General features: G+C 64.1%; 16 protein-coding genes. 7 read left to right on the top strand and 9 right to left on the bottom strand.

Going from position 1 to position 13,097, the window contains the following annotated elements:
* Positions 1-13 precede the first annotated feature (13 nt).
* Both ASC67_RS08615 and cadR read right to left on the bottom strand, forming a co-directional pair.
* On the bottom strand, positions 14-2,611 hold the full coding sequence (locus ASC67_RS08615; RefSeq protein ID WP_200946854.1) for an EAL domain-containing protein: 2,598 nt from the start codon (positions 2,609-2,611) through the stop codon (positions 14-16).
* A 779-nt stretch (positions 2,612-3,390) separates the two neighbouring features.
* Complete coding sequence (cadR, locus tag ASC67_RS08610; protein ID WP_056317928.1) at positions 3,391-3,855, bottom strand: Cd(II)/Pb(II)-responsive transcriptional regulator; 465 nt, start codon at positions 3,853-3,855, stop codon at positions 3,391-3,393.
* Between the two features lie 110 nt (positions 3,856-3,965).
* Here cadR and ASC67_RS08605 point away from each other — a divergent pair, with 110 nt between their 5' ends.
* The gene (locus tag ASC67_RS08605) at positions 3,966-4,610 is read left to right on the top strand and encodes a cation transporter (protein WP_056317926.1); all 645 of its coding nucleotides are present in this window, start codon (positions 3,966-3,968) and stop codon (positions 4,608-4,610) included.
* A 90-nt stretch (positions 4,611-4,700) separates the two neighbouring features.
* Here the strand turns inward: ASC67_RS08605 and ASC67_RS21015 are convergent, their stop codons facing one another.
* Positions 4,701-4,862: a hypothetical protein gene (locus tag ASC67_RS21015; RefSeq protein ID WP_235566264.1), complete on the bottom strand. Its 162-nt coding sequence runs from the start codon at positions 4,860-4,862 to the stop codon at positions 4,701-4,703.
* 172 nt (positions 4,863-5,034) lie between these two features.
* Between ASC67_RS21015 and ASC67_RS08600 the strand changes: the two genes are divergently transcribed.
* Positions 5,035-5,277, top strand: coding sequence for a hypothetical protein (locus ASC67_RS08600; RefSeq protein WP_235566263.1), 243 nt, complete (start codon positions 5,035-5,037; stop codon positions 5,275-5,277).
* Between the two features lie 80 nt (positions 5,278-5,357).
* Here the strand turns inward: ASC67_RS08600 and ASC67_RS08595 are convergent, their stop codons facing one another.
* Positions 5,358-5,630: a hypothetical protein gene (locus ASC67_RS08595; protein WP_056317919.1), complete on the bottom strand. Its 273-nt coding sequence runs from the start codon at positions 5,628-5,630 to the stop codon at positions 5,358-5,360.
* Between the two features lie 293 nt (positions 5,631-5,923).
* Between ASC67_RS08595 and ASC67_RS08590 the strand changes: the two genes are divergently transcribed.
* Complete coding sequence (locus ASC67_RS08590; protein ID WP_056317916.1) at positions 5,924-6,178, top strand: hypothetical protein; 255 nt, start codon at positions 5,924-5,926, stop codon at positions 6,176-6,178.
* A gap of 27 nt (positions 6,179-6,205) precedes the next feature.
* On the opposite strand, the gene ASC67_RS21185 is transcribed toward ASC67_RS08590, so the two are convergent.
* Together ASC67_RS21185 and ASC67_RS08580 are read right to left on the bottom strand one after the other, a co-directional pair.
* Positions 6,206-6,817, bottom strand: a complete 612-nt coding sequence (locus tag ASC67_RS21185; RefSeq protein ID WP_056317913.1) for a cold shock and DUF1294 domain-containing protein — start codon at positions 6,815-6,817, stop codon at positions 6,206-6,208.
* Positions 6,818-6,835: 18 nt separating this feature from the next.
* Entirely contained in the window at positions 6,836-7,384 is a 549-nt protein-coding gene (locus ASC67_RS08580; protein WP_056317908.1) for a hypothetical protein, read from the bottom strand.
* Positions 7,385-7,882: 498 nt separating this feature from the next.
* Between ASC67_RS08580 and ASC67_RS08575 the strand changes: the two genes are divergently transcribed.
* From ASC67_RS08575 to ASC67_RS08565, 3 genes are read left to right on the top strand one after another with little or no spacing between them, the layout of a single operon-like run.
* Positions 7,883-9,175: a DNA methyltransferase gene (locus ASC67_RS08575; RefSeq protein WP_200946851.1), complete on the top strand. Its 1,293-nt coding sequence runs from the start codon at positions 7,883-7,885 to the stop codon at positions 9,173-9,175.
* Positions 9,168-9,734, top strand: coding sequence for a DUF5681 domain-containing protein (locus ASC67_RS08570; RefSeq protein WP_056317903.1), 567 nt, complete (start codon positions 9,168-9,170; stop codon positions 9,732-9,734). Before ASC67_RS08575 ends, ASC67_RS08570 begins: the two co-directional genes overlap by 8 nt.
* Entirely contained in the window at positions 9,731-10,381 is a 651-nt protein-coding gene (locus ASC67_RS08565) for a hypothetical protein (RefSeq protein ID WP_056317899.1), read from the top strand. Before ASC67_RS08570 ends, ASC67_RS08565 begins: the two co-directional genes overlap by 4 nt.
* Before the next feature lie 56 nt (positions 10,382-10,437).
* Here the strand turns inward: ASC67_RS08565 and ASC67_RS08560 are convergent, their stop codons facing one another.
* On the bottom strand, positions 10,438-11,043 hold the full coding sequence (locus ASC67_RS08560) for a hypothetical protein (RefSeq protein ID WP_056317897.1): 606 nt from the start codon (positions 11,041-11,043) through the stop codon (positions 10,438-10,440).
* Positions 11,030-11,773 (bottom strand): endonuclease NucS domain-containing protein, encoded by a 744-nt coding sequence (locus tag ASC67_RS08555; protein WP_056317895.1) that lies wholly within the window; start codon positions 11,771-11,773, stop codon positions 11,030-11,032. Before ASC67_RS08555 ends, ASC67_RS08560 begins: the two co-directional genes overlap by 14 nt.
* 236 nt (positions 11,774-12,009) lie before the next feature.
* Between ASC67_RS08555 and ASC67_RS08550 the strand changes: the two genes are divergently transcribed.
* On the top strand, positions 12,010-12,243 hold the full coding sequence (locus ASC67_RS08550) for a helix-turn-helix transcriptional regulator (protein WP_056317891.1): 234 nt from the start codon (positions 12,010-12,012) through the stop codon (positions 12,241-12,243).
* Between the two features lie 27 nt (positions 12,244-12,270).
* Here the strand turns inward: ASC67_RS08550 and ASC67_RS08545 are convergent, their stop codons facing one another.
* The gene (locus ASC67_RS08545) at positions 12,271-13,044 is read right to left on the bottom strand and encodes a hypothetical protein (protein ID WP_056317887.1); all 774 of its coding nucleotides are present in this window, start codon (positions 13,042-13,044) and stop codon (positions 12,271-12,273) included.
* Between the last annotated feature and the right edge of the window lie 53 nt (positions 13,045-13,097).

Below are 13,097 nucleotides of genomic sequence, written 5' to 3'. Positions count from 1 at the left end.
GACGCAGCCCGCGTCACAACGTTCCACCCTGCTGCAGGAGCGCCGTGATGTTCCGCAGTGGACGAGGCCGGCTGTAGAGGTAGCCCTGCATCTCGTCGCACCCGTGGCGCCTCAGCACGGCCGCCTGGTCCTCGGAATCCACCCCTTCCGCAACCACCCGCAGGCCGAGCGAATGCGCCAGCGAGATGACCGTCGAGACCAGCGTCATCGTGTGCGGCTCCTCGAGCATCGTGATGATGAAGGAGCGATCAATTTTGAGCGTCTGGACCGGCAGCTTGGCGAGATACCGGAGCGACGAGTACCCGGTCCCGAAGTCGTCGATCGCGATGCTGAGCCCCATGTCACGGATGAGGTTCAGTTTTGCGATGTTCTCCTCGATGTCCTCCATCACCAGGCTTTCCGTGATCTCCAGATCGATGCCGGGCGACGCCGCGCCGCCCGCGATCGCGGCCCGTACGGTGTCGACGAAGTCCTTCTTGCGCAGCTGGATCTGCGACACGTTGACGGCGATCCGCGGCACGTCCGGAAATCCCAGCTGGGTCCAGTGGAGGTGATCCAGGACCGCCTGGCGAAGCGCCCAGGCTCCGACTTCCAGGATCAGTCCCGTCTCTTCCATGAGGGGGATGAACTGCATCGGCGGCACCAACCCCAGCTCGGGACTCTGCCATCGGATCAGCGCCTCGACGCTGAGGATGCGCCGGGTGGTGGCATCCACCTTCGGCTGGTAGTGGAGGACGAACTCCTCGTTCTCGAGCGCCTGCCGCAGACGGTTCTCCAGTGCGAGCGTGCCGGCGATCTTCTCGGTCATCTCCTGTGCATAGAAGAGGTATCTCTCGCCACGAGCCTTCGCCTTCTTGACGGCCGCTTCGGCATGGCGGAACAGCACATCGCCTTCGATGCCGTCATTCGGATAGATCGCAATGCCGATCCGCGCGGCGACTCTCAGTTCGGACCCCGCGACGTTGAAAGGGACACCAAAATACTCTTCGCTGCGCTGCTGGATGACCCGTGCGAGGCCCTCTTCGGAACCGATGTCAGGGATGACGATGGCGAAGTGATCGCCCTCGATCCGTGCGTAGCGCCCCGCCTCTGCGGCTCGACTGAGGAATCTCCTGGCGATCTCTCGCAGCAGTTCATCGCCCGCTGGACGGCCGAGGCTGTCGTTGATCATCTTGAAGCGGTCGATGTCGACGGACAGGACCGCGAGCTTGCGCTGTTCCCGCTTGGCGGTTTCGACGAACTGCGCCAGGCGCTCGTGGAACAGCGCCCGGTTCGCCAGCCCGGTCAGCTCATCGTAGTAGGCCAGGTAGTTGAGTCGTTCGCCCTTCTCGATGTGGTCGAGAGCGAAGGCGATGTCATCGGCCAGCCCAAGCAGGAGCTGCATCTCGTTGTCGTCGAAGAACCCGGGCTCCGCGGCGTACAGGCCCAGCGTGCCGACGACCTCGCCGGAAACAAGGATCGGAATGATGGTCAGGGAACGGAACCCCCGCGCCAACGCCTCCTGCTTCAGGATGACACGGGAATCCTCGATGACGTCCTCGACGATCACGGCCTGTCGTTCGACCACCGCCCGCCCAGGGATCGCGTATGAATCCGGGGCGTTCTTGTCCAGGCCGAGCGGCAACAAGCCAACATAGTCCTCGCCGCCCTCCGAGCAGGCCGCAGGCAGCAATCGATGTCCACCACGGTCGACCAGTCCGATCCATGCCAGCAGGAACTGGCCGCTCTTCACCGCGATGCGGCAGGCCTCACGAAAAAGCTCGTCTCGATCCCGCGCATGAACGATGAGGGCGTTGATGCCACTCAGGACCGCATACACGCGATTCATGCGCCGAAGCCTGATCTCGGCGAGCTTGCGCTCAGTGATGTCGACGATCGACCCGGCCATGTAGGTGGCCCGGCCCTCGGCATTCCACATCGCCTGGCCCTTCGAGTGGGACCAGCGGTAGTCGCCCGATCTGGTCAGCGCGCGGTACTCGACGTCGTAGGGCATCTTTCGGACCAAGTGATCACGAAACGCCTGCATGACGCCGCTCACGTCCTCCGGGTGCAGCAGAGCCTGCCACGCGGCCGAAGTGTTCTCGATCTCGGCATCCTCGTACCCCAGCCGAGATTTCCACTGATGGGAAAGGTAGGTTTCGCCGGTGGCCACGGTCCAGTCCCAGACGTCGCCCGTCGATGCCGCCAGGCGGAACCGCAACTCGCTGTGGCGCAGCGCGTCCTGCATCTTCCGCTGTTCGGCGGAGGACTTGGCGTCCTGAAGCGCTCTTTCGACCGCCGGCGGCAGCCGCACCAGGTCATGTTTGAGCACGTAGTCGATGGCACCGTTCTTCAGCGCTCGAATGGCGTGCTCCTCGCCGATCGTGCCCGACACGAAGATAAAGGGAATGTCGGGGTGCAACTCGTGGGCGATGGCGAGCGCCGTCATGCCGTCGAACCGGGGCATGCTGAAATCCGACAGGATGACGTGAGGGCGGAACTCGGAGAGCTGCCGACGAAACTCGTGCTCCGTATCGACCCGAAGCCCGGTGCAATCGACACCGGCTCGCCTCAAAAGACGCAACACCAGCTCGGCATCGTTGGGTTCGTCTTCGACCAGCAGAATCTTCACGGACTCTGTCAACGTCCCATCCTCCTCAATGCACGCTGTCGTCGACAGCATCTGTAGCGAGCCAGCGCTACTGCATTGCTGGGGTCAGGGTTGAACTTACGTGGAATATGGCGAACTCATCCAAAGGCCATCATGGCCTCATCGGCAAGACGTCCGGAGGGTACGGGCGCTCTTTGCTGCACGCAGCTGTAAAGTGTTACAGGGCTTCAAAAATCCCTGCGGAGACTCCCTCCGTCGCAGGAGTCCTTGGCCGTTTCCACCAGGTCGGAGAGAATCAAAATCGTCGTTGTGCTGACGCAATTTATAGCGCGATGCACACCCGTTGCCTACGCCAGATTTCCATCGGATATGAGAAATATTTCTGTCATATCTGACCGTTGAACGATCGGGCTCGGGTGGGATAGCTAGACGGTCGTACACAAGTCCCACTTCGCTCTGCTCGGCAGAGTCGCAGAGCGACGCGCTGCTACGGCTTCCGCAAGGGTTTAGTCCTCGTCCACGCGGTCTTTGCCAACGACGCTGGCCGACGACCCCAATCGATGACCGGCTCGAGGCCGCCAGCCCAGCCACCGTCGACGCTAGCGGCCGCTAGAGCCGGCACTCGCTAGTTCCGTGGATCGAACGTCCGGCACTGGGGCGCCGAGACGTCGATAGCCGAGTTCGCCGAGCTGTCCGGCTTCTCCTTCAAGGACCGACGCAAGATCCCGCAACTGATGGACCTGCTGTTCGCTGACCCAGAGCCCTGGGATGAGCAACCCCTGCCGCAGCAGCGCCCGACCTTATCGACGCCCGCCGGTTCGGCGATGTGGGCCTGGAACGTGCCGCCCGTTCTGGGCCGCACCCAAGGACGAGATGCCTGCAGCCAGGCCGTTCAGGATCCCGCAATGCCTCGCGTCATGAACGCCATGGCATTGAGTGCGCAATGCCCTCAACTGCTTCTCCAACAGCTTCAGCTCACGGATGCGCGTGACAACATGGCCGATGTGCTCGTCCAGAAGCGCATCGACCTCGCCGCACTCGGCCTCCGGCACATCCTTGAAACGCAGCAGCACCCTGATCTCGTCGAGCGTCATGTCGAGCGAACGGCAATGGCGAATGAAGCCGAGGCGTTCAGCATGCACGGCTTCATAGATGCGGTAGTTGCCACCCGTGCGGGCCGCCTGCGGCAGCAGCCCCTCGCGCTCGTAGTAGCGGATGGTCTCGACCTGCGTCTGCGTGGCCGTCGCTAGTTCACCGATCCTCATGGTCCCCCGTCCTTCGTTCCCGGCTTCGTCGACAGAGGACCATCGTACGGGCTTGACCCTGGAGCCGCTACAGGGTCTCAAATGCCCGCATCGACCCACGGAAGCCTGACATGAGTGATTCCTGCTGCAGCCACGGCTGTGCCGCGCCCACCGCCGCCGACTCGAGCCCACGCTACCGCCGCGTGCTCTGGATCGCCTTGATCATCAACGCCGCCATGTTCGCGGTCGAGCTCGCCGGCGGGTTGCGGTCGGGCTCCGTGTCGCTGCTGGCCGATTCGGTGGACTTCTTCGGCGACGCGGCCAACTACGGCATCTCTCTGCTGGTGCTTGGCATGGCGCTCACCTGGCGCGCCCGAGCGGCCTTGTTCAAGGGCCTGACGATGGGGGCCTTTGGCGTGTTCGTGCTCGGCCGGGCCGCATGGTCGGCTGCGGCCGGCACCATGCCCGAGCCGGCGACGATGGGTGTGATCGGTGCCCTGGCGTTACTGGCCAACGTGTCCGTGGCCGCCATGCTCTATGCCTGGCGCGAGGGCGACGCCAACATGCGCTCGGTGTGGCTGTGCAGCCGCAACGACGCGATCGGCAATCTGGCTGTGATGGCCGCAGCGCTAGGCGTGTTCGGCACCGGCAGCGGTTGGCCGGATCTGGCCGTCGCGGCGGTGATGGGGCTGCTCGCGCTGACCGCCGCACATTCGGTCGTCAAGCAGGCCGGGGCAGAGCTTCAACGCGAGACCGGTCCGCGAGCTTCAACTTGAGGTTTGGTGTTTGAGCCTGCAGGCTAGAGGGGGTGTTCTGGCGGCACGGCACGGTGAACCACCTAGCAGCTCACAGCCTCTCTTCGCGGATCAAGAAACCACCACCGTTTCGGCCGGATCCATCGCCGTCATCGCGTCGCAGTTGAACTTGATCTTGCCGTCGCCGTCGTTGGAGATCCGTGCCGGGTGTCGACGACGTCGTGGGGCCACCGCATGTAAAAAGACATACGCACGCCCGCTGCTCGCACTCAACTTTGGTTGAAACCCGCCGGTCCGAGTGCTAAAAAACATGGCGTGACCACGACCGACATCTTGACGATTGCGATCTGGGGCGTGGGGCTCTTCATCGTTTGGCAACTCCTGCGTCGAGGTTGAAATGCGCGTCGCTGCTTACGCCCGGTCTCCAGGCTCGACCCTGCAGCGCTTGTCCAAAGAAGTCGGTCTGGACGGCGAATGCAAGTTCACCCACGGTGACTACATGATCGACTGCTCGCCGATCACACTGGCCGACGGTCGCTTCTCCGTCTATGCCGTCATGCACCGAGCAGTCGACAGTGCGGTCGTTGAAGTCCGGCTGACCCCTGTGATGGAGCCCGTTGAGGAACGACTGGCAGCAGCCCGGGTCGGTCTCACCGCGGCCATGGAGTGGATCGACAACAACGGATAGTTGGTGCGAGTCAGCGGCGTGCAACCGATGCGGCTGCATGCATCTGACCAATGACGGCGCGGGGGAAACGCAGGCTCACGTCAATCCGCGGCTTCGCTTGGTGCGGACGGAGGAATCAGTTCACTGTCGTCGGTCAGCATGTCGGCGAGATACGCTCCTGCGACGGCACAGAGCGCACCGATCACAGCGACCAGGATGAGCCATGTGGTCAGCTGCGCGGTAGGCCGGGGCATCCACGGCGCGACATAAGTCAGGGCCACGCCGAGGAGAACACCCGAGACGAAGCCCCACGCCTGGCACTTGCGCTGAAGCGCCAGGTAGCCCTCGGTGCTGAGCCGCCGTTTGGTGAACATGGTCTCGACCGTCCTATCCGATCCCCGCAGCCTCGAAGATTAATCCAGCGAGGCTCGGCCGGTCCAGCATCCTCACAAATCGGAGCGCCTTGTTACTCAGTCCTGAGAGGCTGACTTACGGTCCTCGTCGTTGCACCAGCCCGGGCCCAGTGGGGAAGGTGTTCCGAGGCGTGTTCGGCGGCTTCCAAGTCGGCAGGGACTTTGGGTGAAAACCCAGCCGCCATGTCGACATGCTCACAAGCGCCCCCTCGGAGTGCAATACTGTACGTTCATACAGTATTCGAGGCAGCACCATGGACGCACAGAACTGGCAGCGAAGCGTTGCCGCACACCTTCAGAACCAGTGGCCAACGATCCCGATCGACGACCTGCTTGAGGCCGCCGGCGACCTTTGGTGCGATGAGCACTGGCGGGCCATGCCTCCCGAGGAGGCGGCGGTGAGGTGGCTGAAGCTGGGCGTGCTGTCGGACCGAGACGCCGACGTGAGCTCGAGCCTGTCTAGATGTGGAGAGCCATCGCTCGCGCAACGCGTGCGGCCTCTCTCATGAGGCACCGCGAGCGCCCAAGGCATCCCATCAAAACCACGGCAGCGGAAGCATCCCAGCATGCAGGACAACGAACCCGGCCACATTCAGCAGGACGGTCAGCCAGAAGGCGGCCACGAAGCTCGGCTTGGAGGTCTTGTGCCGCAGGAACTGCTGCGCGAGCAAGGCACCGGGCCAGCCGCAGGCGAGCCCGATGAGGAGCAGTGTGGCCTCGGGCGTGCGCCAGCGCTTCTGGATGGCCGCTGACTTGTCCAGCGCATACGCCAGGAACGCGACCAGGCTGACAAAAGCGTAGACGGCAATGACGACCGGTTTGACCGGCCAGTGGCTTGCCACGACGTAGTAGATCGCGATGAATGCCGGGATGGCGAGCAATCGGGGCAGCGTCCAGTCGGCCGGGGCTTCCGAGCGCTGCGGCTTGCGCGCTCGACCGCGCACCGGATACTGCACCGAGTGTGCGCGCTTCTTGCCATTGGGACCGAGTTCGACCTCGAACGTCAGGGCTTGGCCGACAGACGGTCGACCAGTCCCGGAGGGGAAGGCCTTGATGTGGACGAAGATCTCTTGCCCACCATGGACCGGATCGATGAAGCCGTAGCCGCGCTCGTCGTTCCAGGATTTGAGTTTGCCGTCGATGCGCATATGCAGGTGGTGGGTGACTCACACCGCCTCTTCCCGGATCAGGAATCCGACCACCGTATCGGCCGGATCCATCGCCGTCATCGCGTCGCAGGTGAACTTGATCTTGCCGTAGCCCTTGTTGAAGATCCGCGCCCGGGTCTGGGCGACATCGAACACGCATCGAAGCTCGAGGCTGCTCCCTGGTTCGACGAAGCGGGGCAGCGGCAGCTCAACGAAGTGCCCACCGTCATCATTCATGCCGATCCGCCCGGCTTGGTAGTGCAGGAGCGAGACCGGGACGTCTTCCGGTGACACCATCGAGACCCGTTGCAGGTAGAGGCCGTGCGCTGTCGGGTTCGTCAGCCTGAAGCTCACCTCGTGGTTGGTGCCCGTTGTGCCACCCCGCAGCACCTGGACCAGCAGCGTCACGTCCCCCTTGATCAGCGGTGCGATCAGCTTCACCGCTTCCTGCGCTGTCTTCCCACCGGCGACGGCGGCCGAGAACGCCGCCAACAACTCGGCCCCGGTGAACGCCTGGTTCGCGTCGGCGGTGCTGCCGTGCGTCTTGTCCTTCTTGGTCGTGGTCATAGCGTTGCGTCCAGGTTCGATGTTGTCGTTCGATCGAAGTTTCGATCATCGGCCAAAGCCGATCCAGACGCCAAGCCGTGACGGCTGGCGGCGATCTATCTAAAAAAATGACGTTCGCGATTTTTTTAAAAACGCTCAAAAACATGCGGTTGGATTCGAGCCACAGTTCGAAGTTTTTTTCGCCTTCAACTGTTATCAAGATGCTCTTTTGCTACGCCACCGGCTTCAGAATTTCATCTGCAACCTCGGAGCACGCGGACCCAGTTTGGAAAGCTCCGGGACTGTTCAGCAGGGCTAGCTGCAGGCGTTGAGCCGGCATCGATACCCGGTCGAACAGGACCCATCGCTCATGGGAGAGATGCGTCGGCACATCCTTCACGGGAGCCGATGCACGTCTTCGTCAAAGGCTCTCGTTTCAGAGTCTTTTTGATCGAGGTTTTGCCGATGAACAGTGTTGTTGCTCCCCCGCCTTCCGAGGCACTGGCACCCATCCAACTGGTGCCCATCACGTCCCTGCGCCCCTCCTCGCGCAACGCCCGCAAGCACCCGAAGAAGCAGATCCGCCAGATCGCCGCGTCGATCACGGAGTTCGGCTTCACCAACCCGATCCTGGTCGATGCCGCCGGCGGCGTGATCGCCGGCCACGGCCGCCTGGAGGCCGCCAAGCAGCTCGGCCTGGCCGAGGTGCCGGTGCGCTGCCTGGCGCACCTGAGCCCGGCCCAGGTGCGCGCCTACGTGATCGCCGACAACCGCCTGGCCGAGAACGCCGGCTGGGACCACGAGCTGCTGCGGGTGGAGCTGGAGGAGCTGGCCGATCTGGACTTCGATCTGCAGCTGACGGGTTTCGACACTCCGGCCCTGGACGGCTTCCTGTCGCCGATGCTGGCCGACGAGGAGGAGCCGGCCCCCGTGGTGTCGGACCTGCCGCCGGTGTCGCGGGTGGGCGATCTGTGGGACCTGGGTGCCCACCGGCTGCTGTGCGGTGATTCGACCGATCCGGCCAGCTACGAGCGTCTGATGGACGGGGGGAAAGCCCAGGTGGTGTTCACCGACCCGCCCTACAACGTGCCGATCGCCGGCAACGTCAGCAGCCAAGGCCGCCATGGCGAGTTCGTGATGGCCTCGGGGGAGATGTCGTGCGAGCAGTTCACCGCCTTCCTGCGGACGATCTTCAGCCAGTTGGTGGCGCACTCGGTGGACGGATCGCTGCACTTCGTCTGCATGGACTGGCGGCATCTGGGGGAGATGCATGCGGCCCAGCAGGGGACCTACGCCGAGCTGAAGAACCTGGTGGTGTGGAACAAGGCGAACGCCGGGATGGGTTCGCTGTACCGCTCCAAGCACGAGCTGGTGTTTGTCTACAAGGCCGGGACGGCCGGGCACATCAACAACATCGAGCTGGGCAAGCATGGGCGCAACCGGACCAATGTTTGGAACTACGCCGGGGCGAACACGCCGTCCAAGGGCCGGGCCCAGCGGCTGGAGATGCACCCGACGGTCAAGCCGGTATCGATGATCGCTGACGCGCTGCAGGATGGCTCGCACCGAGGGGGGTTGGTACTCGATCCGTTCGGGGGCTCGGGCTCGACCTTGATCGCGGCCCAGAACACCGGGCGGCGGGCGCGGCTGATCGAGCTGGATCCGCGCTACGTGGACGTGATCGTCAGGCGCTGGGAGCGGCTGGGCGTGGGGCCGGCCTTGGTGGGTGGGTCGGAGCGGACGTTCGCGCAGGTGGCGGCGGAGCGGCGGCAGGCGGAGCCGGCTGAGCGGAAGGAGGTGAGCCATGGCTAAGAAGACTCCGACCGCCAAGATCCAGCAACAGATCGAGTCCCCACCGGAACTCCGACTGCCGCCGGACACCCTCCCCTACGCGTCCGGCTATCGCAAGCCGCCGGAACACACGAAGTTCGCCAAAGGCAAGTCGGGCAATCCGAAGGGACGGCCGCGCAAGCTGCAAGTGCCGGAGCTGGCGGAGAACATCGTCGAGCGGATGTACCAGGAGTTGTGTGCCACGGCCGTCGTCAATGGCAAGGAGGTGAGGATCTCCGGCTTCGAGGCCGCCTGCCGCGGCTTGATCAGAACGGCCTCGTCCGGTGACCCCAAGACGTGCTTGAAGGCGATCGGTGTTGTGTTCGAGCAAGAACGACAACTGATGCTCGAAGAGGTCGTGAAGCTGGGCATCGATCCCAAGGAGGCGGTCAAGCCGTTCGACAAGTCCAAACACCCGGGAGGCTTGCTGTTCGTGCCCGCCATGGCCGAGGTGGAAGCCTGGCAAAAGGAAGCCATGGCGCAGCAAGCCAAAATCAAGCGCGAGCTGCGTGACCCTCACCACGGGGAGGTGCGGCCATGAGCCAGAACCCCTGCAATCGAACCTATCTAGAGATCATCCAGGACGTCCTCAACGAACAGGTCGGTCGCAATCCGCGCTCGATCTACGAACTTCCCGTCTCGCGCCGGGAATATTTGTTCAAGCTTCTGCGCAAGCTGGCCGTGCAAGGCAATACCGAGGCGTTCAGGCTGATGGAGCGTGAGCGTCGATCTCACGCCCGAACCGTCGCGATGCTCAATGCTGCCCAGAGCGCCGGGTTGCAAACCGAGTACTGGCCGCTGATCCAAGGAGGCGTGGTGAATGTCCCGCGCGGAGAGTCGATCGACGAGGTCGTCGAGATGTTCGAGCGAGGTATCACCACCGAGGAGCTGAGCCGCCTGATGGACTTGGCCAGGCGGGACGCGTTCGACCAGCTTCGTGAGGCGGAGGAGATACGTGAGCGGCTTGAAGAGGAGCGTCTGGCCAATCTTGCCAACCCGTCGTCCAACGCCCATCTCGGCCCGGACGAACACACCAGCTCCGACACGGGGAGCAAGTTGCCCCAAGTCCGGTGGGGTCCTCCGGTAAGCCTGCTTCCACCGATTGATCTGTCGCAGGCCCCCGCAACGCGTCCACGGATCATCTTGCCACCCGATCTTCCGCCAGACGCTTACCCGCCGGGGTACTGAGGAACTGAGGATGAGGAGCGCCCTGAGACCCAGACGCCCTTCAGCCCCCTCCTCCGCTACTTCATGCAGCTCCGCAAGCGCCCGGCCACCGCCTCCAGGGTCGCCACGACCTCGAGCGGCCGGGCGCCCGGGATGGTGCCGACCGGCACGAAGCCGTCGTTGGCCAGCACCCCGGTGCTTTGCTGGGCCCGGGTGATGGCGTAGAACACCAGGCCGACTTGGACGCCTTGGGCACCGTTGGCGGTGCTGGCCTTGAGTTCGTAGCGCACGTACTCCGAAGTGAACAGGATGGAGCTCTGGGCCTTCACGGTGCCGCTGACGATCGCGGTGCGGCTGGCGTCGTCGATGTACTTGAAGACGCTGCCTCCACCGGCGGTCTGCTGGTTCTGGGCCTGGTAGTAGGTGCCGGTCACGCCGACGAAGGAGCCGACCGCGTCCTTGAGCCCGACGCTGTCGTTGCTGATGGTCTCGGCCACGCAGAGCTTGAGGCGGGCGAAGTCCTGGGGGCTGCCGGTGGGGTAGGACAGGTCGATGCGGTCGAGGTAGGCCCCAGCCTCGGAGCTGCGGGTGCTGACGTGGGGTGGCAGGGCGACCGGGGTGGCGCAGGCGCCGAGCAGGAGGGTGGCGGCCAGCAGGCCGCTGGAGGGCTTAGAGGCCGACACGTTGCACCTCCACCGAAAGCTTGTACTCGTAGAGGGAGACGTCGGGCAGGCCGGTGCAGGCGAGCTGGAGGTCTTCGCTGATGGACTTGGCGACGATGATGCCGCGCACCTGCTGGCCGGGCTCGGCGTGGTGCTGCTTGATCCAGTTGACGTAGCGCAGCAGCTGGCCGACGACCCGGTCGTAGCCCTTGGAGACTTTGAGCTCGATGACGGCGTAGTCGCCGGCGCTGTCGACCGCCAGGATGTCGATGAAGCGGCCGCCGACCGGGAACTCGACGCCGGTGATGCCTTCGTCCTGGTAGGGGCGCAGGCCGGGCTCCAGGGCCTGGAGGTTGCGGGCCAGGTAGTCGCGCAGGTCGTGCTCGAAGGCGAACTCGTCGGACAGGCTGGGGCCGGCGACGCTGACCTCGGCTTCGTCGGGGACGGGCGTTCCGGAGGTGATGGGGACCGGATCCCTCCCCTGCTCGTAGAGGCGGAAGTGGCTGGCGTCGATCTTGAAGAAGAGGTCGTCGGAGCCGTCGTCGCGGGCGCTGTAGTGCAGCCGGGTGCGCACGTTGGTGGACAGGCGGATCAGGTGGGCGGCCACCGTGCCTTCCTTGATGTTGGGGTAGTGCTCGGCGAACCACTGGATCGCGCGGTCGCGGGAGAAGGCTTCGCCGGGCTGCAGGGCGAAGGCCGCCGCCATGTCGTGCATCAGCAGGCGGACGGGTTTGGCGTTGAGGGTGGCCACGGGGGTCTCCGGGGTAAGGTTGAAAGGTGAAAGGGTGAAGGTGAAGGCTGGGGGTCCAGGACGGGTCGCACTGTCCCTTGGGGTGGGGGAAGAGTCGAATGGAATGGAGGGGTGATGTCGACTTCGTGCGACGGATCAACGACCGGCCACCTGAACCTTGATGGTTCGAGCTAAGCTGCCAAATGCTACTTTACGTCTGTAGACCTAAAGTCATCTGAATAAGAACCTTGCGCCCCATGTCGGGTCGCAAGCTCAAGGTCGAATCAGCGCGGAATCGGCTCGCCCGGCACCTGCGCGCGTTTCGGGCGGAGCGTGGGCTGTCGCAGGAAGGCTTGGCCGACCTGGCGGAGCTGCACCGGACCTACGTGGGGTCGATCGAGCGCAGCGAGCGCAATGTGTCGCTCGACAACGTGGAGCGGCTGGCGGCCGCCCTGGGGGTGGATGTCTGCGATCTGCTGGCGCAGGGCTGAGAAGCCCGGTGTACGCGCCCTACTCCGCTACTTGATGTCGGCGGTCGGCCAGTTCTTTGGGTAGGCCGTCAAGCGGGGAGCCCCGACGATCTGCAGGTCGGCACGCTCGACCACCATCGTGCGGTTGCTCTCGGCGCTGAAGAGCGCGACGTGGGTCTCGGATGCGCCAATCAGGTAGCCCTGCCCGACCAAATCACCGTTGCGGGTCACGGTGGCACAACGAGCCCGCGCGGCCACGTTAGAGCAACCCAGCTTGAAGTCGGTCAGCTGGTCCTCGACCACTTGCCTGCCGTAGGCGTCTCCAACTGTCAGAGGTCCAGCCAACGCGAGGAATGCCGCACTGATTGCAACGGGGACCGCAACGGCGAAGAGCACGATGGAGATCACTATCACCGTCACGATGCGGACGACCTTCTCCTTTCGAACCAGTGTGGACCGAATGGGTTCGAACCAGCCGCGTCCGGCGGCCACTTCCGCGCCCCAGAGGCTAAGCCCCATGACGATGCCGTAGCCCAAGAGCCATGGCCAGTAATCGCGAATGACCAAGCCGACGAACTTGGCGAATCCGCCGAGCATGGCCTGGTAACCCAGAACCAAAGTGAGATCGGTCGCTTTGGGAAACATCGCCGGATCGAGGCCCCACTGTTCGTAGTAGGCCTGGTTGGCGGTTGCCCCGATGAGGTGGAGCAGCACGCCGCCGACGGCGCTGGCCGCCGCGGCGATTTTGGCGGCTGTCGCCCAGGGAAATCCGCGGGACGCCGGAGGCAGGACGACAGGAGCGAGATCAGACGTGTTGGTCATGGCGAGATCCTAGCCGCTCACTTTGTTGTACTGAGTGTTCCGAATTGGGCCAA

This window comes from Methylibium sp. Root1272, assembly GCF_001425905.1.
Classification (GTDB): domain Bacteria; phylum Pseudomonadota; class Gammaproteobacteria; order Burkholderiales; family Burkholderiaceae_C; genus Methylibium.
Note: the sequence above shows the minus strand (reverse complement) of the source record. Positions and strands in the feature narration are given on the sequence as shown.

Excerpts from the sequence above, each read along its gene's own strand:
- ASC67_RS08545 (WP_056317887.1), bottom strand. The coding sequence starts at position 13,044 with ATGACCAACACGTCTGATCTCGCTCCTGTCGTCCTGCCTCCGGCGTCC.
- cadR (WP_056317928.1), bottom strand. The coding sequence starts at position 3,855 with ATGAGGATCGGTGAACTAGCGACGGCCACGCAGACGCAGGTCGAGACC.
- ASC67_RS08570 (WP_056317903.1), top strand. The coding sequence starts at position 9,168 with ATGGCTAAGAAGACTCCGACCGCCAAGATCCAGCAACAGATCGAGTCC.
- ASC67_RS21185 (WP_056317913.1), bottom strand. The coding sequence starts at position 6,817 with ATGCGCATCGACGGCAAACTCAAATCCTGGAACGACGAGCGCGGCTAC.
- ASC67_RS08580 (WP_056317908.1), bottom strand. The coding sequence starts at position 7,384 with ATGACCACGACCAAGAAGGACAAGACGCACGGCAGCACCGCCGACGCG.
- ASC67_RS08605 (WP_056317926.1), top strand. The coding sequence starts at position 3,966 with ATGAGTGATTCCTGCTGCAGCCACGGCTGTGCCGCGCCCACCGCCGCC.
- ASC67_RS08550 (WP_056317891.1), top strand. The coding sequence starts at position 12,010 with ATGTCGGGTCGCAAGCTCAAGGTCGAATCAGCGCGGAATCGGCTCGCC.
- ASC67_RS08590 (WP_056317916.1), top strand. The coding sequence starts at position 5,924 with ATGGACGCACAGAACTGGCAGCGAAGCGTTGCCGCACACCTTCAGAAC.
- ASC67_RS08595 (WP_056317919.1), bottom strand. The coding sequence starts at position 5,630 with ATGTTCACCAAACGGCGGCTCAGCACCGAGGGCTACCTGGCGCTTCAG.
- ASC67_RS08565 (WP_056317899.1), top strand. The coding sequence starts at position 9,731 with ATGAGCCAGAACCCCTGCAATCGAACCTATCTAGAGATCATCCAGGAC.